The following is a 20,757-nucleotide window of genomic DNA, read 5'->3' on the forward strand; positions in this document are numbered from 1 at the left end:
CAGCAACAGTGCAAATAAACTGGGAAGGAAAAGACGTGTACAAGCTTAAGGATTCAAAACGACCTACGGGGCAATTTGCGTTTGGATACCTTTACGATGGAACGATTGTATATCAATACCAACAAAATGGTACATGGACATTCACCACTGACCCTTATACACCACAGACAAACCAACACGGTATTGATACAAAAACCATTTTAGACTATTACAATGGTATTCCTATCTATCAATTTGGAAATGGAACGAGACCTGATGGAGTGGCTGGGTATCTTGAAGATGGGACATACGTCTATGAAAGATGGGCAAATGAAGGTACTGCAGAGGAAAAGAAAGAGTATTATTGGTGAAAAGTACCTGACAACGAAATATTCAAATGAATAACCGTCAAACATGGATGTAATTTGAATGATTAATTTTAAAAATAACGACTTTATGTAAGTGGAGAAGTAAGAACATTATTAATTGTATTTAAATGAGATTCCTATAAAAGAAATATAAAGAGAAACATCTGTCGTGGAATTGTGGGAAAGTGGAGTATCATGTAATATCTTCTATTTTGGAGTATTTCAATTTTTCTAGAAAATATTACGCCTTTTGAATTAGATATGATGTAATGTGTCTTTGATTTTTTGATAGACCTACATTAGCCTTTATGATGTTATCTTTAGGTTGTTTTTAGAGAAGTATTTTATTTCAGTCGAAAACGCTTCAAACACTTCAATAAAAAAGCCCCATAATTGTACAGGACTTTTAAATTGTTTTCAGTAACAATGTAAAAAATATCTAAACATTTTCATATTTTAAACCTTATTTTTTGTTATTTGAAATAGATGAATCAAAGGTTTTGCAGGATATTTGACAATGTACAACTTTTTTACCTTTCTATAATTGCTTCTTCTATTATCTATGCTTTATTATTACTTGTAATTTCTTTTTTTATTTTTGCTAAAATAGTTGAATTGCTAAAGTGTAAAGTACCACTATAGCATGCATTTATCAATATAAGATACTATCACAAGAAATTAATTTAGACACATATAAATTATCACTCTGATACACAGAGAAAATATAATTATCAATTTGATGATAGATTAACAATGACAGACCTAAACAAATGTTATTTAGATATATTCTTTACAGGAGATTTTTCATCTTCAATTAAAATACTGAAGTCTTTGTGAGCGATTTCATCCTTAACACTTTCATAGTTTTTCCTAAGCTTTTCCAAGTAGTTCTTTCCTCTCTCCGTCAAGTCTTTTCCTACTCCGTCCTTTGAACTGGCTATCAACATCCCAGTTAAAGTACCTAAGCCAAAAGCGGCTAATACTCCTAAAAATACACTGCTATTTTTCATGATTTGTTGTATTTAATAAATTTGAATAATAATCTTACTACTTAAAGTACTGATTATAAATAGAATAATCCTAGTCATGGTATTCATAATCAAGAAACCTTCGCTTTAGCACAAAATATGTCAAATATTTGTATATACGTAAGAGGTAAATAGTTTCTAACGACTTGAATATTGGATTGATTCATGCTTTTGAGTACTATCAGAAAAAGAACTATTTTATCTAATCAAATAGGAATCAATTTTAAGTATAACCAGCTAATTATATAAAAATGTGAACTTATCCATAATGTATATTACTGAAACTCGCATGTGTTTTGTATAAATCACAACTTATATAAAGGGAATCAATCGACACATATAAATTTGATTGTACAAAAGTGGCATGTTAACTATGATTTAATTCCAACTTACTTCTAAGTCCTAACTTGATCACCCTTTTAGCAATCTTCTTGGAGTACTTATCTATTGATTTTTTCAGTTTTTTATCTGTATCTGAAGTGATGACAGCTTTGTAAATGGCAGATGAAATTTTTTCTGTAACTTGTTGCTTTACTGATTTCATAATGATGAATATTTTTTATTAAAAAATTATACTACTTTTTGTTCAAGAATTAGCCAGACTATACTCATTGTGTGATACATTGGGAACTCTTTATCGCCATTAGTCAAAATAAACTTTTAGAGATATTAGGATACTCATGAAAGGAGTTGAAATCCTAATCACGAAAAAACATCCTGTTCAAAGAGGACGCTTTCCTCTAACGACTCTCAATACCACAGCAATAACTGCAACGGCTAACAGAATATGAATTATTCCATCCACATTGTATCCAATAAAACCAATAGCCCACAATAAGACGAGTATGACAGCTATCGTATAAAGTAAATTCCCCATCTATTTGTCATTAATGATTGATAAGTGTTATTCATTTTGAGTATTTTCTATGGCTGCAGTCTCATCAGCAAGCGTTTGTTCTCGTATTATTCTTCTTTTTCGCTTCAATTTTCTCCATCTATATGATTGATACAGCATGAAAGCAAAGAACAAGACACAAAGATGTATCAGCGAAAAGTAGATAAAGTCCATCGATAAATCTCTCATATCGGTAAGATTTAGGCTATGCTATTATAGTAATGTCTACAAAAATCTAAATCCAAGCGTTGCCTGATACCATCCGTTTTTATACCTTGGAGTAATAGAAGAACCATCTCCATTATTTTGTTGCAAATCATAACCAACTCTTGCGCCTAAAACAAAGTGTCCAAAGTTGATATTAACTCCTCCTGCAAGTGAGAGTAAGTTTTTCCTAACATTATCGTTCTTAAATTCCTTCTCTTGCTCCACACTAGTGGTAGAGGTCTTAAATGTATTTTTCTCCTTCACTAGAAAAGAAAACTGAGGACCGACCAAAATAGCCACCGCAGGAATGGGCTTAATCGCTAGTAATAAAGGAACATCGACATAGTCAGTGTTTCTGGTCATTTCGTAATCACTACCTAATACTCGTCCAGTGCTCTTAAAACCTTTTTCGGAGTATAATACTTCTGGCTGAATACCCAAAAATTTTCCAAATAAAATAGTAGCAAATCCTCCAAATACTACCCCGTATTTGCTACTAGCGATGAACTTTTCACCTTGTGTGTCATAAACGTTAGAGTAGTTTACTCCAGCTTTTAGACCAAAATTGAAAAAACTTACCTCTGTTTGTGCATAAAGGGGTGACGATAACAAAATAATTAATGTTGTTATCAACATAAGAAAACTTTTCATAATATTAATGTTTAAGTAAGTCAATAAAGTTAGTAGTCTCATTAGTAGTTATCTATATCTAAAAAATAGATGCAGTAGCCCGAAAGTATGTGTTATCAGAGACTAAACTATACACAACAAATTGATTGTTGTACATTGTTTTTGAAGATTTGATAGAAAATAGAGAGATTACTATTCTTTGGGAATCTTAACATTTTTTACAGTTAAATCCTTAAAGGCTTTACCTATTTCATCCATATCATGATTAAATTCCTTTTTAAAAGCTTTCCAATTCTTCTTGTTGTCCGCCCTAAATTCGTCCATGCGCTTCTTGAGGTCACTATTTTTCTTCTCAAGTTTTTCTATTTTTAATAGATAATCTTTTTTTGCGCTCTTTTTTTCAAGTGCAACTCTTGCTTTGAACTCTGCGATACTTTTATCATTCATCGCAATTTTTTCAGCTGTTTCTTGCTTGTACTGTGCCACTTCTTTAAGGTACTCCTGGTTAGCTTTAATTAAATTACTATCAGCTTCCATAACAGCAGCTTTAGCATGGTCTACTTTTTTGATTGGACTATTACAGCTCGACACAGTTGTCAAACCACATCCTCCTAAAAGGATATAAGTCAAAAAAAATGTTTTCATGTTATTGAGATTTAAAGTAAAAATGAAGTTAAAAAGTTTCATGATGCTATTTCTAACATCCATAAAGTCAAATCCTGTTCAAATACGCTGTTGTCTATTAATGGTATTAATAGACTTCTTTAAACAACGGGTATCAAAACGAATCTGTAGAAAGAATCATTTGGTTGTTCGGCAATTGTATTGTTGGGTCATTCTCTGCGGTAATAAAAATACGGGTAGGTTTTGTGGCTGATACCGTTTCAAAACTAGCTTTCAACTGCCTTGACACAGTCCCCTTTGTACTACTGATTTTACCAATATTTTTAGGAGTATTACTAGCTGATTCCATCCAGATTACATAGTATTGTTTGGGAGGTGTCAAACGTGAAACCTCTGCTAACTCTGTTATGTCTACGTGAATAACATAATTCATATTCCTATCCCTATGCACTTGAATGGTGCCTCTGGCAGCTGGAACCACAGAAGAAGTTAAAAAGGATATTTTTTTGGTACAAGATAGAAATGAAGAAGAAAGAGTGAGCGTCAGTGCAATAAGCGATATAACTCTTATTAGTACTTTACATATTAACAAATTCATACTGTCTAAATGTTTAATTGAATTGATAACACAAAGTTGGGATTATTCAAGACCTAAAGTGTTACATACTTAACACTTTAAAATACATATATCACTGATTTTAAATACTTTACAATTTGTTGAATATAGTAAGATCTACAAAGTGTATCACATTATTTAATAATCTGAAGCATTGTGAACTACCAAATACAGAATTCCATTCATCAACTCAGTTATAATCGAATGTATCCATTCTCAACTAGGCTTATCCTCTATATAGAGTACAATGGTCGTGAGGTAAAGTAAATACCTTCATCAAATTATTGACCTATTAGACATCAAATAGCCTACAAAGGAGAACTTTAAAGTGAACAAAAAACAAGAAAAACATCGTTTTATAAAATTCTTTTGCCCCACTTAAAAAATTCATACCACAGTACACTGATACACGCTATTGAAACGGAGATTACAAATTGAGTAAAATTGAGGGGCACCAACTCAAAAAATGCACTTGCTGGTTTGATATATAATATACTGACTAACAGCGATACGGTAATACCCAAAATCCACCATATTAGGTTGTTTTTATACTGAATTGTTATAAATATTGAATAGTATCCTGAACGATTAGTAAGTGTGAGGAAAATATTTGACCCAATGAGTACCGTAAAAACCATAGTTCGGGTCAAGGCTTCTTCCATTTGAAAAGTCACTGCGTAGTGATAAGTAAAGAGGGCTCCTGCTGCGATGACAAGTCCCTGTAAAATACTGATAATTAATTCGTTCCAATTAAAAAAAGTAGTAGTAATTGGTCGTGGTTTTTGATTCATAATGTTTTTCTCCATAGGTTCATTTTCGTAGATAATTGAACATGTGGGTCCCATAATTAATTCCAGAAAAATAATGTGTACAGGAGAAAAAATATTGGGATAAGTCCAATTTAACACTAAAGGAATAAATAAGACAAGAATAATAGGGATATGTATAGAGATAATATATTGAATAGCTTTTTTGAGATTGGCGTAAATTCGTCTTCCCATAGCAATAGCATTGACTAATTTTGTCAAATCATCATCTATCAAAACCAATGAGGCAGCTTGTTTGGCTATTTCTGACCCTTTTTTACCCATAGCTATACCAATATGTGCTGCTTTGAGCGCCATGCCATCATTTACACCATCACCAATCATGGCAACAATTTCGTGGTTTGCTTTTAGTGCATTAATCACTCTGAGTTTTGCTTCGGGAAACATTCTTGAAAAAATATTAATAGATGAAACTCTATTTTGCAAGACTTCATCAGAAAGCTCCATAAGTTCGTTTCCTGTAATACAGAATTCATGGCCTTCAAGTCCTATTTGTTTGGCAATAGCAACCGTAGTGGCAGAGTTGTCGCCTGTGATAATTTTTACTTTAACACCAGCCTGATAGAAGCTTTCTAGCACAGATCTAATATTAGGTTTTGGGGGGTCATAAAAGGCAATTAACCCTTTAAATTCAAAGCTAAAATCCTTTTGGTCTGAGGGAAATTGTTTAGACAAAAGCTTTGCCTCGCCAACTCCCAAAACACGAAAACCTTCCAGCCCCAAGCGCATGTTTACTTCTTCAATTTGTTGTATTTGTTGCTTTGTCAAATTTGACGCTTTGATTAGTGCCTCTGGAGCTCCCTTAGCTGCTATAATTCGTTGATTTATGTCGTTTTCAAATATATGAGTCATCATAGGTGGCGTGCCTCCAAGAGCATACTCTTGTACCATTTTGTACTTAGGTCGGTTGTCTACCTTCACAAAATTCGAATACGCATCATGCAAAGCTATCTCCATTGGATCATAAGGAATTACTTCACTAGCCCATGTGGCCAAAGACAGTACCTCCTTATCAAAATCAGTTAACAAGTGATTTACCACAGTAGTCTGTTGGGTATCCAGTGAAAAAATCTTAGCTAGGCTCATTCTGTTTTCGGTGATAGTGCCAGTTTTATCAGTACAAATAACAGTAGCACTTCCTAGGGTCTCGACGGTTTTCATTTGTTTTATAATAATCCCTAGGTTCATTAGCCTCCAAGAGCCTATAGCCATAAAGGTGGTAAATGCAATGGGTATTTCTTCAGGTAAAATACTCATCGCCAAAGTAAGTGCTTGTAGCAAGCTATCAAGTAATTTTTTGGAATGATAAAAGTTAATCCCCCAGAAAAAAATAAAAACAAAAAGACCAATCAATGCCATTTTCTGAACAAAATTGGTGATTTGAATCTCCAATGGAGTTTTCTCATCTTTAATGAGTTCAAGACTATTTCCTATTTTACCAAGTTGAGTTTGATTGCCGATTGCTTTTACAATGACAACTGCTGTACCAGTTGATACCATAGAGCCTTGGAAAACCATATCTGACTCCGAGTGAATACTTTTCCAAATAGGTAAGGATTCGCCCGTGAGTGTTGACTCATCAACAGAAAAATCATGCGAGTTGATAATTTGTCCATCAGCCGTAATAATACCTCCCTCTTCAACCAAGAGGTAGTCACCGATAACTATTTCTTCGCTTCTGATTTGCTTAATTTTGCCTGCTCGAATCACCTTTGACTTCGGTTGAGTAATTCCCCTGAGTTTTTCGAGTACATTTCGACTTCGGGTGTCCTGATATAATGACATAGCACATTCTAATACCAACGCTGATGTCAAAAAAAAACTATCGCCAAACTTCCTATTAATGAAATAAATACAAGCTGTGAGAAATAATAAAATGACCATTGGATCTCTTAATAAACCTTTTAGAGAGATCCAAAGAGTATTTTCTTGCTTGAAGTTTTGAACGTTATTTCCGTACTTGTTTCGTGCCGAATAGACCTGATTGTTAGTTAAACCATGATACCCAAACGAATCTGTGTACATATTTATGAGTTTTTAAGTATAAAAAATAGACGAACTATCCAAGCTTTTATCGGGTGAGAATACCCCAGTAGGAATGTATGGTTAAGTCCAAAATGATTCCCTAACAAAGGATAGAGTTTTTTCATGAAGGATGTTGGTAAAACAACAATTACTCATCTGAAATTATATAGAGTCTTTATGATTTTAATTCCAAAATCTGTATTTATACTATTGACAAGGTTCTATTAGAGAGTGTGTCATCTTATTCTGTAATAACCTTTTGCTCTGCATAATTGATAAGTAAATGGATTTCGGTACGACTGATGGCGCTGATTTTTTTGATGGTTACAAATAGTTTTTCGACCGTCAACCTAGCCATAAGATAACTAATAGTAGATTCAGCACCTTGGTTCAAATTCACAGCATGTTCCTCCAAACCATCGTAACATCCTCCTGTACAAGGATTATAGATAATTTGTTTCAAGTGATTATTTCCTAAAAACCAATTAAAAGCTACTTCAATCTTGTTTAAATATTCTTCTTCTTCGAAAACTTCATAGAATTTATGGAGTGCCAAAATGGTATAGGCTACGTCGATTGGTTGTTCGCCACCAATATGATGAAGTTTTTTTTCGTCATCTTTTTGTAACCAGTTTTTATTAGAAATAACTCTGATGGAATTAGGAGTGAAAATTTTTGAGAGTAAAAAGTCGAAGGATGATTTTGCAATATTTTTGTAAATGGGGTTATGTGTAGACAACCAAGCACAAAGCATTGATTCTGGCAAAATACTATTTGCATAAGTTAGATAGCTTTCAAACCACTCCCATTTGTGATTAGCCTCATGTCGAAACATTTGTACTAATCTATCGGATAGTTGCTCAATTAAAGGTACATACTCAAAATCGGACTTACATAAATTTGCATAATATAAGCCCTTAATGGCAAATCCCATAGCTCGAGTAGAGTGTACTTTACTCATACTTGGCAAGGCATCCTGTAAGGTTTTTTCAGCTTCCAAAAGAAGTCCCACAGGGAGTAGATGTCTAATTGAAATCAAGTAACCCAATGCCCAAATAGCACGACCATTGGAGTCAGCCAAATTGGAGGTAGTATTTTGTGCTGTAAAATGATAAGTTTCGCTGACATAATTATAAAAGTAGCCCTCTGGCTGTAAACAAAACCGGATAAATTGAAAATAGATACTAATATATACTAAGTCATTGGAGTCTTTCGTAATTTCATAGTGTTGGCAAAATGCCACTAAAGCACGTGCATTGTCATCCAATGTATAACCAGTATCTAGGTCAGGGTGATTTACTTTAGCAAACTGAATTATCCCAAAATTTGTCGTCATTTTTCTGATATGCTCCAAGTTAATATCAGGAATCCGATAATGTAAGTGAATTTGTTGATTACTCGTTTTTTCAAAGAGAATAGCATGTGCAATAGCTGCATTTTCCCAAGCAGTAGACGCCATACGATGGAGTCCATCTGAACTTATTTTTTGTCTTCGGGAGTTATCTCTTAATAAACTATTTACTTTTTCAGTGAGTTGTATGCTGTTACCAAAGTCAAAAATCAAATCAGAATTGTTTTGCAAAACCTCTATGGCATGCGGAATTGGAGTGGAAATAACTGGACACCCGCAACTAATAGCATAAGAAAAGGTTCCACTCACAGCTTGATTGGGATCTTTTGAGGTGAATAGATAAATATCTGAAAGTTGTAAGTATTCTAGTAAAGTATGGGTTGGTAAAAAGGCATTAATAAACCTGACATGCTTCTCTAATTTCAAAGCAGTAATTTTATTTTTCAACATTTGTCTATACACTTCACCTTCTTGTTGAACAACTGTGGGGTGAGTTTTTCCAATGATTAAAAAAAGTATACTCGGATTTTGTAAGACTATAGCAGGCAAGGCTTCCAAGGTTGTTTCTATACTTTTTCCAGAACTCAAAAGACCGAAAGTTGAAAGAACCGTTCTTCCTGATAAATGGTATTTAGTCTTAAGTAAATCTCTATCTAATTGTGATACCAAGTGAGTACCATGAGGTATCACCGCTACCTTCTTGATGTTTACTTGATAGTCTCTTTTGAGTACCTCTGAAGAAAATTTGGTCATTACCACAACCGATGATGCCACGTTAACAATTTGCTTTACATGCAACTTGAGCGTCTCATCAGGCGACTGAAGAACTGTGTGAAATGTAATTATAATAGGCTTTTCTAGGAGACTCAAAAACTTCAAGAATATTTCTGGATGCTGATTAAAAAAGCCAAACTCATGTTGCACAACAACAATTTGGATAGATTCATCATCGTTAATATCCTTTGCCAATCGTAGGGCAAGTTTAGGAAAACTTGTGTTGAAAACATATTTTACTTCATTCCCGTAAGAATAGTCGCTCAATTTTGATTCGACAGCACATACTTTTAAAGAAAAGGAGTATTGGAATTTGTTATTTAACGCCCTCAGTAAGTCTTGAGAATAAGTAGCTATACCGCATTCGCGAGAAGGATAGGAGGTAATAAATAGTATTTCAGGTAAAAGTAAATCTATTGATTTTTCATCTAACTGCATGAATTCGATTGAATTAGTCAATTCTGTTTCAATCAGCGATTGTGGCTGGATAAGGGAGATTCTCTTTCTCATTTTCTGAAAATTTTGTTTATGAGTGTGGTTGCTTCCTTTGACAGAATCATTAAACTACACTGTCTGAGCAGGCAAGCAAGATTGTATGAAAGCTAAGGCAGCTGACTGGGTAATTAATGGTAGTACCACTTAAGAGATTGATTAGTAGTTATTAGACGATATAAAGTTATTTAATTTAACTCAAGATGCTTTACATCCTGAATAAGCAATTTTATATATTTCACTGATTATCAAAAATAAAAAATCGTCCCGTAAAACTACAGGACGATTTACCCTCTGTTCTCCCTAACCTATGTTACTAAACCTTCCTTTCAATTTAAATAGATATTCATATTTGTTATATGCTCTGATAAAGCTCACAAGTTTTAAAGTAACGATAATCAATATACGTATAACTTTTTAATAAGGACAAAATCCTACAAACCCCTGAATCCAGATATTTTTGTATAAAGGTATCAAGGATGCTCTGGCTGCCATATTCATGCTTAAATCCTTGTTTACTCTTATCCCCCAAACGAAATGATTCAACACTATGTCTACACCTAATACTATACTGAAACTATTTTTTCTGGGATTTCCTTTCATAAATTCCTGCGCTTGAGCAGGAACGGTTGAGAGAAGATAGTCTTTTTGCTTAATCAAATAAGAATATTGAGAACCAAGCAAAATAGTAAATAATTTATTGGGCTTGTAGGTAAAGAAGATAGGAAAGTCAATATAGGAGGTACTTCGACAAAATTTGTAAGGCTGTCCCAATAACTTTCCAGAAGCCCCAAAGCCATTTTCTGAAAATAGTATCTCTGGATGAATACCCATTTTTATAGTAATAGGTATTTCAAGGTAAACACCAGCTACAACATCTAACTTAGGTTCCGTAACAAAGTCTTGATTTCGTACTCTATATACTTTAAAATAATTCATACCTATTTTGAAACCCAGCATGACTGTATCTCGTTTGTCACTAAAATTTTGTGCGTTTGTACAAATTAAAGTAGCGATGGTAAGCCCTATAGTTTGGTACAGTAATTTCATCATTAGCAATAAATTAGTGAATAAGTGTCCAAACAATTAGAGGCATACAGGAAATGTCGTTGCATGTAATATTCTAAAAAATAGAGATTTGTTTCTTTATTAGGATATCGACAGAAGTTTGGATTCGTCCTAAAAATTAATTTCTCCAAGCCATTTTTGTACTTTATACTGCACACCTAGCTCATTATCGACATTCCATACACCTGGGGCATTCCAAGCAACACGCTCTGCCTCGTCTTTTTGAAACAAAAAATGCACATGACCGCTCAAGGTTACTGAGTGACCAGCCACTTTAACTCTGATGTCTAATCCGTTGAGTGAACTGCATCTACTGAGTGCATCCTCGATCCTTCTTGTTTCGATTTCATCGTGACTCCCAGATTTTATAAGAATCCTATTGGTAATACCCGTTACTCCAGAAACCCCTCTGACGGCCTGATAAGCCCCTTGCTTTTCATAATTCCAAAAAACAATTCCTTCTAGTGTTACCCAACCATTCTCGACTTTTATCTTGACTTTATCTTTGGGAACCGCCCAGCTACTGCTCAGATTATTGAGAGCTTCTATGGCAATATCAGTATCGTCTTTGATATCGGATAGCACAAACTTTACATTAATATCTTCAACTATAGCTTTTACCCCTGGTACATTTTTAGTTGCATGCTCAGCTTCCGATTTTTTGATATAACTATCTACGGTTCCTGAAAGTGTGACAACTCCGTCTTGGGCGGTAACACCTATTTCTGCAGCGTGTAACAGTGGCTCCCATTTTATGGCTTCTTGAACGTCTTTCTGAAGTACTTCGTTACTATTCATGGTTGTCAAATTTAGATAATATTGGATTTGTTACGGTATTGATAAGGAGTAATACAAATAACGAATTGTGATAGTATATTTCTTAGTAATCAAAAAATCATACTTTAATTGACTGGGTATTATTTTTAATTATTGGCAATAGACGTTAAGTGAAAATACTTCCATTATTTCATCAAAAAAAGAATTGAACTTTTAGCCTAAGCTTAACACTTAGTTATTATTAAAAAAATCATTTTACCCATCTACCTACACAAGCCCTAACCTTATAATTATGTGTTTATCAGTTGATTTCTTCAAAAGAGGAGCAAAATCTTACTCCTCTTTTATTCCAAGCACTTTCCATTATATTAGCTCATTAACTCAAATTTTTGTCTGTATTGGGTATAGTCACAGCATTATCAACATTAAAAGCAAGTGAGATAAAATTTGAATTTCGTAGAACACTCAATAATAGGTCTATGTAAGATATAGAGGTTAAAGGTTTTATTTTTGTTTTGTTATATCGCTTTCTTGAATGATTCCATGTGTCTTACTTAGGGTTATTTCTTAATACAACGGTTTCTACGTAGGGTGGGCTGTCGTATTTAGCTGATTTCTTACGAAGGTTTTCATACATCCTTTTTAGTTTAACAAGATACTCTTTCCCTTTATACTGTAGGTTTTTTCCGATACCATCCTTGGAGTTGGCAAGAATAATTCCTGCTAAAGTACCGGCACCAATTACCACTAAAGCTCCTATAATTATATTATTTGATTTCATGATTTATTTATGTTTAAAAAATTAAGTCTTCGTGTAAGGATTATAAGTCAGGATGTAACGTGTTAATAATTAGATTGATAGTCAACCGTGAGTTGAAGTTCAGATAATATTTTATTCGTAACCACTTTTGATTACAGTGGACAACATTTTAAATCTCACATTAGCCCTAATAGTATTGGGTTTATGCGCAGGAATAATAATAGATTGCCCTACTGCAAGAAGATTAGATTTACCATCAATTTCTATTTCTGCTTGTCCCTCAATGACTTGAATAAATGTATCGAAAGCTGATACTTTTCCAGATAGAGCTTCGCCTGAGTCAAATGAAGCGACTGTAACATTGCCCGTGGTTTTACGTATAATAGTCTTTATTACTACTGAATTCGGAACGTATTCAACGATTTCGACAATGATAAAAACCTTGGCTTTTTCAAATTCTGAGTTTTCCAATTAAGTATGGGTTGAAGATGATTTAAAGGAGATATGTTTCGATGATTTTATAGTAGCTTGATTGGCTCACATCTTAGAGAGATTGTCTCTTTGACCATACTAGTGTTTATTGCTCTCATTTCATTTTGTTTCGCCTTAACTATCTCTACATCATTAATTTTCAAAGCCTTTCCTTAATTGTAATGATGGTTATCAGAGCAAATAGTTTACATAAATTCTGATTGACAATTACTTCACAAATGTGATAAGTATTTGGTTATTTTATCTTACAGAAAACATTTTTCAATTTACATAATTCACGGATTAATGCATTTAAACAGTAAATAGTATCGATACTATGATGTTTGTTCATCCTAATATGGGAAATTTGTTGACAAATTTGAGACAAAATATTAATTGATTATCCAGCCAACAAGCCACCGTCTATCACTTGAGAGGTTCCTGTAATAAACTGACTGTCATCACTAGCGAGAAACATGGCCAGACTAGCCACTTCAATAGGTTCAGCATAGCGTTTCATAGGAATCCTCGCTTCAAAAAGTCTTTTAACATCTCCTGAGTTATTTACTGATGTCCCTTCTTCAATTGAACGCATCATTCGATTATTTACAGGTGAAGGATGTATAGCATTTACTCTAATGTTTCTGTGAGCAACTTCCAATGCGGTCACTTTCATAATCCCAACAATAGCATGCTTGCTTGCTACATAGGCACTGAGGTTGACAAAGCCTGTTAGTCCTGCAACGGAAGAACTGATAATGATGCTTCCGCCATTGTTCATGTGAGGCACTACATACTTGATACCCAGCCAGGTGCCTCTAACATTTACTTCCATCACCCTATCAAACACAGCTTCTGGATAATCGATGATGGATTGAACAACCCCTTCTACCCCAGCGTTGTTGAAAAAAATATCTATTCCTCCAAACTCATTTAGAGCTTCCATCACGTAACGATGTGTATCATCTGAATTGGAAACATCTGCAACACAGTATCTAATCCGCACACCTCCTAGCTCATCTTCAATCTTTTGGAGTTCTGGTTCGTTGGTATCTACCAAAAAAACCTTTGCACCTTCCTCCATAAATAGTTTTGCAGTTATTTTTCCGATGCTTCCTGCCCCTCCTGTGATAATGGCAACTTTATTTTCTAGTTTTTTCATGATGTTGCTTAGAAGTTAAAGTAAATGGATGATATGCTAGGAACAAAACAGTATTCTTTTGATCGAACCCGTCGATACAATAAGTAATTCCTGAATGATCCTTACATTGCTCTGTTACTCACTTTTCTTGTTTTTGGCTTCTCGCTTGAGAGCTTTATCTGCACGTTTTTCTTTAAGGTTTTTGATGGGCGTTTTTTTCTCTGACTTTTCAGAGGCTTTTTTTTCTTTTGACATGGTAAGAAGAAATTTAGATGAGTTGGGTAAGAATTACAAATGACTAAATGAGTAGTTTTTTAAAAGATATTCTAATGACTGTAAATAATCGGAAAGTGTTTCTGAATTTATGAGGGGAGATTCTTCATTGGGTACTGTTATGGGCATCTCGGTAAGATATTCTGATAGCTCTGGATATTTCTCCATGATTTCCATAGTAATTTGAAGAATATTTACAGTGATGACATGTGCTGTGTTCATAGGTAGTATTTAACTGAATGTTAGAGTATTGTAAAGGTGAGAACAATAAAGAACATATTAGTTACATAAATTCTGAATTAGTTACATATTTCACATAAACAAACTACTGTGTTATTGAGGAGCATATTTATTACTATACTTGAGGCGTACATTAGAAGATTGAATTGTACGTAAGCTTTTAATAATCAACAGACTGATCCATTTGCTTTTTCTGAAAGGTTTCATCGAAAAAAGACACCATAATGTCACATTACGAACAAGGCTTATATCTCATTTCTAATTAGACAGTCTCTGATTCGCTCTCTAATGTTTCGAGATTATTTCGTTTTTGTTTTAGTTGCTTATAAAAAGAAGGCGATAAACCTGTTACTTTTTTGAATTGATTAGAAAGATGGGCCACACTACTATAGTGAAGTCGATAAGATATTTCGGTCAAGTTTAGTTCTCCATAAAGTAGCAATTCTTTTACCTTCTCTATTTTGTGTATGATAATAAACTGTTGAATCGTCATACCCTTTACCTCTGAAAAAATATTTGAAAGGTAGGTATAGTCATAGTGAAGCTTCTCGCTGATATAGTCAGAGTAGTTAACTTTGGGTATATCTTCGCTGTAATGAATCATCTCAATGATGACATTCTTAATTTTATCAATTAAGATGCTCTTTTTGTCGTCTAATAACTCTAATCCTGATTTCTGTAGATTTACCTTCAGTTTTTCATACTGCTCGTCAGAGAGCTTTTCAAGTATTTCGACTACACCTAGGTCAATTGAGATATAGTGTAAGCCCATTCTTAGTAACTCTTCTTTGACCAACAATTTACAACGAAGGCTAATCATGTATTTTATGTATAGTAACATTTTTCTTAAATTTTAAAGTTCTTATAACTTATAGAAAAATCTCCTATAGATGCACCCTGTATCCAGTTTAAAGGTACTGTTTTTTTAATAAACAATTACATTAGTGACAATATTCATATTTTAATATACTGAAAATCAGTTTATTAAATTTCACTAAATTAGGTAAATAATATTTTATAAAAGCTGTGAATTATATAAACAAAAGCTTGATTGATATAACTTCATTGGTAAAAAAACTTTCATATTTGGTGTTCAATTGAAGCTTAATACCAAGCTTTATAATCAAAGATTTATTCTACAACAAAGTCAACATAGCGCTTTTATGGGATTGAAAAACTGCGTACTGAATAGGTCTATTAAGAATTTTTGAAGACGGAGACTTAAATAGATTATAAGGAAAATATAGGCAAAAAATATTGACTAAGATGAGAGAAGGAAAAAGTATTAAGAATCATCAATATAAAAAAAAAGATGTAACACAATTAATTAATGATGAAGATGAGCATCTGAGAAAACTTCATACGATTGTTGAAGAAGCTATAAGTGCCGAAAAATTAATTATATACAATCTACTTAACCCCCCAATAGAGATACTAACCCAAGGGCAGAAAATTTCTGATAAAGTTGCACTGTTTGGAGGAAGTTGGCGTTTCATTAGCTTTTTTGGAGTAATTCTGGTCTTTTGGATTTTATTTAATGTGTTTAGTGTCGGAGTTTTAAAGTTTGATCCATACCCGTTTATTCTCATGAATTTGATTCTTTCGTGTATTGCTGCACTACAGGCTCCAATTATTATGATGAGTCAAAACAGACAAGAGGAAAAAGACAGAATGAGAAACGAAAATGACTATTTAATTAATCTAAAAGCTGAAATGCAAATAAGAAGCTTACATCAAAAAATGGATCTACTGCTGGAAGAGCAAATAAAAACGCTTTTTGACACACAGGAAAAACAGTTAGTGCTCCTACATCAACTTAGCACTCAACTTTTGAAGCTATCAAATAAGGTAAAGGAATAATAGACATGTTTTTTAAATAACGGTATCTAGGTTAATAAAGAAGGTATAATAAACAATCCTATTCATGGTTATATGACAATACTCAACGAAGGCTTGGAGATTATAAAAGATTTGGACAAACAAATGCCATTACACAAATGACTCATTTTCAGCAAAAAAACAATGATAGAAGTTAAAAAAGAAGGTATTTTATTGGAAAAAACATCTTTAGGGTTTGAAAGCCATGGAGTACTAAATCCAGCTGTGTTAATAGAAAATGGCGTGATTCATTTATTCTATAGAGCCGTTAGTAAAGACAATTACTCTACAATTGGATATTGTAAACTCGATGGACCTATGTCTATCAGTGAACGCCAAGATACGCCTATTTTGTATCCGCAAAATTCTTTCGAGTCACATGGAATAGAGGATCCCAGAATTGTAAAAATTGATAACCTCTATTATATGACTTATACTGCTTACGATGGGAATAATTCTCTAGGAGCGTTAGCAATTTCGGATGACCTACAAAAATTCGAAAAGGTGGGGATTGTAGTTCCGTGTATTCCATTTCATGAATTTGCACACTTATCGCAAACTAAAACCCCATTAAATGACAAATATTTAAGATATAATGAATATAAAAAAGAGCTTATTCACGACGACCATCAAAGTTTTGTTTGGGATAAGAACCTTATTTTTTTCCCCAGAAAGATAGATGGATATTTCCATTTTATTCATAGAATAAAACCAGATATTCAGATAGTAAAGGTGGATAAACTAGAGAGCCTCACTCCATCATTTTGGCAAAGTTATTTTTTAGACTTTAATGCGCATATCCTAATGTCACCGAAGTATGAACATGAGGTTAGTTATATAGGAGGTGGATGCCCGCCAATAGAAACTAAAGAAGGATGGTTACTGATTTACCACGGTGTACATGACACCCTTGAAGGATACGTTTATTCAGCTTGTGTGGCCTTGCTCGATTTAACAAATCCTTGTGTAGAAATCGCAAGACTTCCTTACCCTTTATTTAGTCCTATGTTTGAGTGGGAGAAAGCAGGATTGGTCAACAATGTTTGTTTTCCGTCTGGCGCAATAGTGTTAAAGGACAAGCTTTATATTTATTATGGTGCAACTGACGAACATATTGCTTGCGCCACTGTAAACCTTCCCGACTTACTCAATGAACTATTGAGCCAAAAATAGGTTAATAACAATTTAATAAGGCTGTCTTTATAATCTTAGATTTCTAATAAGACCATATCTTGTTTAAACATAAGTCATCCCTAATTTAGTGATTTAGCGATTGAATGAATGAGTGATTAATTTAAAATTTGTATTCCATCAGTAGAGACGCAATGATTGCGTCTTAAGTCAAGTCATATCTAACATAGTAGCATCAAAAAGGGGTCGAAAAATATTTTTCAACCCCTTTTTGATAAAAACTTGGAGAATAATCCCAATCCTAAAAATTCGGGATGACTCATGTTTTTTAATCTTTAGTCAACACTAAGTCATACTTATGCGTATAGAAATCTGCTTCAAAATGTATAGTTAGTTTCCTTCCATCAAGAGCGATTGTTCCAATACATTTTCTTTGGTTATTTCCATCGAGAGAGGTGTTGGTCTCATTTATCAGAAACTTTGAAGTTGATTCAGCTTTGATGCTTGTGAACTTAAAAATATCACTAATTATATCGCTGTAGTACCTACCATTAAGATAAGTTCCATATTGTATTAGTTCTGCATTAACTGTATTCTTATCTACTTTAACAACTTTAAGCTTTGCAGATCGTGAGTTAACCGTGGATAGATAACAACAAGTATAATTTAGACTTCCAGAGTAGCTACCAATTAGCAAGTCACTTGGTTCTATAACCTTTGATACCCTAATTGTTTTGGTATCACTGGCAGTCCCTCCAGCACCCTTTCCAGTAAGTTTCACAGAAAACTCCTTATTGTCATCAAATTGAACAGTAGGGTTTGTCTCTGTTGATAATTTACCATTTCCAAAATTCCATTCATAAGAATCAGCGCCAGTGGATTTGTTAGTAAAAGTTACAAAACCATTATCCTTTTCGACATAATCAAAACTAATCATTACAGGAGCTGGTATCGATGATATTTTGATAGACTTAGGCTTTGTATTCTGACCTCCAGCGCCTTTGGCAGTTAAATTGACAACATACTCCTTATTCGTATCATACTGAAAACTTGGGTTCTTTTCGCTTGACCGTTGCCCATTACCGAAATCCCATTCATAGGTTTCGGCTCCTGAAGATTTATTGGTAAATAGAACTAAACCTTTTTCTTTTTCAACAAACTCAAAGTCTGCAATTACGGGTTCTTCTTTTGAACATGATGTGAACAATAGTAGCGCACTAATTAATAGGCTAAAAAATCTCATTTTGAATAAAATTAGGAATGAACGTTTAATAATAATTTGTAATGTGAAATAGTATAGAGTTTTCATGTATCTGAGATGAAATAGGGGGTTAAATGTAGTAATGGTAGTAGATACATTAACTTTTTCATTTTTAACGGTGTTTGAATTTTAGATAGCAAAAGTAATTTATATAATCCAAATTAATTAAGCACTTTTGCAGTTTTTACGGCATGGGCAACATCCTCCATGTCTAGGTTTACATAATACTTTTTGGTATCCGCTTTGTTATGTCCCAACATTCTGGATACAAACTTATCTGCTATGTCTGTTTTTTTGTACCAATATTGACCAAAAGTCCTTCTTGCAATTTTGGTCGATAGGCTTACCTTGAGCCCCAATAATTTACCTACAATCTTGAGTTCCTCGTTTATAGTTGTTAAATGTAGAACAGGGATATTCTCAATACTGCCATATTTTTCGATTAAAATCAGAGCTTTGTCATTAACTACTACAGAATAATCAATCTTAGTCTTTGACCTCTTCCCTCCCAACATTGTTAAGTCGCTTAAATCACTGTCTAACTTCTGAATCTGCGCCTCACTCAAACCACTTGTATCTACATGACTTTGGCCTGTGTAACACATCCACAAGAATGAATCAATAACTTTCTGGTATTTCTCAGAAACAAAGGGAGAAAGCTTTTCAAGTGATTGTACTTCTTCTTGAGTAAGGTGGGAGTAATCCTGTGAGACGTCGTTGGTATTAACCTTGTACTTCAGCTCTTTGGCATTCAGAACTTCTGTTTCTACTCCGAAGCTTATGACCTTCTTTATAAATGTGATAATTTTTTTGATGGAGGTAGATTTCATTTTTGCTCCATGTGAGTGCGATTTAGGTATATGGACGGTTTTGAAATAAATTTCAAGTTTTCTCAGAAAATCTGTATTTACCTGACTGGCGAGAATAGTTGATTGATTCGAATATGCAATATACTCCTTAACATTCTCAGCGGTTGATTTATGACTTTTAATTGTATTATGGGTTAAATGAATTGTGTATTCAGCGAGGGTCTTTTCAATTAGAGCTAAAAAGGTAATCGGTTTAAGTACCGGACTTCTGAACTGTCGAATAATATCATCTGGAGAATAGGCTATTCTCTCATATTCAAAGCTCATTTTTATAGCTTCAAACTTCTTTCTAATATTAAATAGACGATTGTTATAAATCTCAAGATTTGACTTATCTATTTGACCATCATTACTCATACATACCTGATAATCAACATTTAATGTATTAGCAGGCACTTGAATTCCAGATGCAATCCATACGGTTTTGTATCCTTCAAGTACTATTCCTACCTTAAGATTTACGAGTCCTTTTGAATTAGGCTTCTTGCCATCTTCGCAAAAGCGAATTTCCATGACTTGAAAATTATAGTGTATATTCATGTTTTAGATGTATTTGTCTCACGGAAAAATTTTTGAGTGATGAGACATACCCGCTTCATGAAAACACATGAAAAAAAACAAATTTGGAGAATGGAGGGGGTCTTTGGAGAATAAATAAGTGTATAATGGAGAATAGAAAAAAATCATGTCCTAAAACATGAATTATGCTCCATTTAATCATCTATTTATCAGAATACTTAGGTGTAAACTCAAAAAAAAAGTACCCCTCTTTTACGAAAGGTACTATATGGTTAAAATCAGTAGAAGAAATACTTCTGTGTAGTCCGTACGGGAATCGAACCCGTGTTTCATCCGTGAAAGGGACGTGTCCTAACCCCTAGACGAACGGACCTGATGGGGCAATTCAAAACAATAAATACTAATTAAATATCAACGCCTTCTTGTTAATATTTGTAGTCCGTACGGGAATCGAACCCGTGTTTCATCCGTGAAAGGGACGTGTCCTAACCCCTAGACGAACGGACCTGATGGGGATAAAAACGCTTAGAATATGTTTCCTTGTCGTTTTTCG

At 33.8% G+C, this 20,757-nt stretch carries 20 protein-coding genes and 2 tRNA genes; 3 read left to right on the forward strand and 19 right to left on the reverse strand.

Annotated features, from left to right (window positions below; translation table 11 throughout):
* On the forward strand, nucleotides 1-350 hold a 350-nt coding region (locus GVN22_RS14495; protein WP_166551731.1), incomplete at its 5' end, for a hypothetical protein.
* A 770-nt stretch (nucleotides 351-1,120) separates the two neighbouring features.
* Here GVN22_RS14495 and GVN22_RS14500 read toward each other — a convergent pair.
* The 15 genes from GVN22_RS14500 to GVN22_RS14570 form a co-directional block, all read right to left on the reverse strand.
* A complete protein-coding gene (locus GVN22_RS14500; RefSeq protein WP_166551732.1) occupies nucleotides 1,121-1,357 on the reverse strand; it encodes a hypothetical protein in 237 nt (78 codons plus the stop codon).
* Between the two features lie 385 nt (nucleotides 1,358-1,742).
* A complete protein-coding gene (locus GVN22_RS14505) occupies nucleotides 1,743-1,919 on the reverse strand; it encodes a hypothetical protein (RefSeq protein WP_166551733.1) in 177 nt (58 codons plus the stop codon).
* A gap of 177 nt (nucleotides 1,920-2,096) precedes the next feature.
* Nucleotides 2,097-2,252, reverse strand: coding sequence for a lmo0937 family membrane protein (locus tag GVN22_RS14510; protein ID WP_166551734.1), 156 nt, complete (start codon nucleotides 2,250-2,252; stop codon nucleotides 2,097-2,099).
* 243 nt (nucleotides 2,253-2,495) lie between these two features.
* Complete coding sequence (locus GVN22_RS14515) at nucleotides 2,496-3,128, reverse strand: porin family protein (RefSeq protein ID WP_166551735.1); 633 nt, start codon at nucleotides 3,126-3,128, stop codon at nucleotides 2,496-2,498.
* A gap of 171 nt (nucleotides 3,129-3,299) precedes the next feature.
* Complete coding sequence (locus GVN22_RS14520; RefSeq protein ID WP_166551736.1) at nucleotides 3,300-3,752, reverse strand: peptidase M23; 453 nt, start codon at nucleotides 3,750-3,752, stop codon at nucleotides 3,300-3,302.
* A gap of 133 nt (nucleotides 3,753-3,885) precedes the next feature.
* On the reverse strand, nucleotides 3,886-4,329 hold the full coding sequence (locus GVN22_RS14525) for a hypothetical protein (protein ID WP_166551737.1): 444 nt from the start codon (nucleotides 4,327-4,329) through the stop codon (nucleotides 3,886-3,888).
* 374 nt (nucleotides 4,330-4,703) lie between these two features.
* Complete coding sequence (locus tag GVN22_RS14530; protein ID WP_166551738.1) at nucleotides 4,704-7,199, reverse strand: cation-translocating P-type ATPase; 2,496 nt, start codon at nucleotides 7,197-7,199, stop codon at nucleotides 4,704-4,706.
* 241 nt (nucleotides 7,200-7,440) lie between these two features.
* Entirely contained in the window at nucleotides 7,441-9,834 is a 2,394-nt protein-coding gene (locus GVN22_RS14535; RefSeq protein ID WP_205690906.1) for a glycosyltransferase, read from the reverse strand.
* Between the two features lie 399 nt (nucleotides 9,835-10,233).
* The gene (locus tag GVN22_RS14540) at nucleotides 10,234-10,869 is read right to left on the reverse strand and encodes a porin family protein (protein ID WP_166551739.1); all 636 of its coding nucleotides are present in this window, start codon (nucleotides 10,867-10,869) and stop codon (nucleotides 10,234-10,236) included.
* A gap of 126 nt (nucleotides 10,870-10,995) precedes the next feature.
* Nucleotides 10,996-11,682 (reverse strand): BON domain-containing protein, encoded by a 687-nt coding sequence (locus tag GVN22_RS14545; protein WP_166551740.1) that lies wholly within the window; start codon nucleotides 11,680-11,682, stop codon nucleotides 10,996-10,998.
* A 529-nt stretch (nucleotides 11,683-12,211) separates the two neighbouring features.
* Nucleotides 12,212-12,442: a hypothetical protein gene (locus tag GVN22_RS14550; RefSeq protein ID WP_166551741.1), complete on the reverse strand. Its 231-nt coding sequence runs from the start codon at nucleotides 12,440-12,442 to the stop codon at nucleotides 12,212-12,214.
* 111 nt (nucleotides 12,443-12,553) lie between these two features.
* Nucleotides 12,554-12,892 (reverse strand): cupin domain-containing protein, encoded by a 339-nt coding sequence (locus GVN22_RS14555; RefSeq protein WP_166551742.1) that lies wholly within the window; start codon nucleotides 12,890-12,892, stop codon nucleotides 12,554-12,556.
* A gap of 400 nt (nucleotides 12,893-13,292) precedes the next feature.
* Nucleotides 13,293-14,054 (reverse strand): SDR family NAD(P)-dependent oxidoreductase, encoded by a 762-nt coding sequence (locus GVN22_RS14560; protein ID WP_166551743.1) that lies wholly within the window; start codon nucleotides 14,052-14,054, stop codon nucleotides 13,293-13,295.
* 267 nt (nucleotides 14,055-14,321) lie between these two features.
* Nucleotides 14,322-14,528 (reverse strand): hypothetical protein, encoded by a 207-nt coding sequence (locus GVN22_RS14565; protein ID WP_166551744.1) that lies wholly within the window; start codon nucleotides 14,526-14,528, stop codon nucleotides 14,322-14,324.
* 280 nt (nucleotides 14,529-14,808) lie between these two features.
* Nucleotides 14,809-15,387 (reverse strand): AraC family transcriptional regulator, encoded by a 579-nt coding sequence (locus tag GVN22_RS14570; protein ID WP_166551745.1) that lies wholly within the window; start codon nucleotides 15,385-15,387, stop codon nucleotides 14,809-14,811.
* A gap of 425 nt (nucleotides 15,388-15,812) precedes the next feature.
* Here GVN22_RS14570 and GVN22_RS14575 point away from each other — a divergent pair, with 425 nt between their 5' ends.
* Nucleotides 15,813-16,406: a DUF1003 domain-containing protein gene (locus tag GVN22_RS14575; protein ID WP_166551746.1), complete on the forward strand. Its 594-nt coding sequence runs from the start codon at nucleotides 15,813-15,815 to the stop codon at nucleotides 16,404-16,406.
* Between the two features lie 162 nt (nucleotides 16,407-16,568).
* On the forward strand, nucleotides 16,569-17,597 hold the full coding sequence (locus GVN22_RS14580; protein ID WP_166551747.1) for a pesticidal protein Cry7Aa: 1,029 nt from the start codon (nucleotides 16,569-16,571) through the stop codon (nucleotides 17,595-17,597).
* 286 nt (nucleotides 17,598-17,883) lie between these two features.
* On the opposite strand, the gene GVN22_RS14585 is transcribed toward GVN22_RS14580, so the two are convergent.
* The 4 genes from GVN22_RS14585 to GVN22_RS14600 all read right to left on the reverse strand — a co-directional run bounded on the left by GVN22_RS14585 (nucleotide 17,884) and on the right by GVN22_RS14600 (nucleotide 20,711).
* Nucleotides 17,884-18,798, reverse strand: a complete 915-nt coding sequence (locus tag GVN22_RS14585) for a PKD domain-containing protein (RefSeq protein ID WP_166551748.1) — start codon at nucleotides 18,796-18,798, stop codon at nucleotides 17,884-17,886.
* Between the two features lie 179 nt (nucleotides 18,799-18,977).
* Nucleotides 18,978-20,225 carry a phage integrase SAM-like domain-containing protein gene (locus tag GVN22_RS14590; RefSeq protein ID WP_166551749.1) on the reverse strand — a complete coding sequence of 416 codons (1,248 nt, stop codon included), beginning with the start codon at nucleotides 20,223-20,225 and terminating at the stop codon, nucleotides 18,978-18,980.
* Between the two features lie 280 nt (nucleotides 20,226-20,505).
* Nucleotides 20,506-20,577 (reverse strand) — tRNA-Glu (locus tag GVN22_RS14595).
* 62 nt (nucleotides 20,578-20,639) lie between these two features.
* Nucleotides 20,640-20,711, reverse strand: a tRNA-Glu gene (locus tag GVN22_RS14600).
* Nucleotides 20,712-20,757: the final 46 nt, after the last annotated feature.

This window comes from Cellulophaga sp. BC115SP, assembly GCF_009905545.1.
Taxonomy (GTDB): Bacteria; Bacteroidota; Bacteroidia; order Cytophagales; family Spirosomataceae; genus Flectobacillus; species Flectobacillus rivi.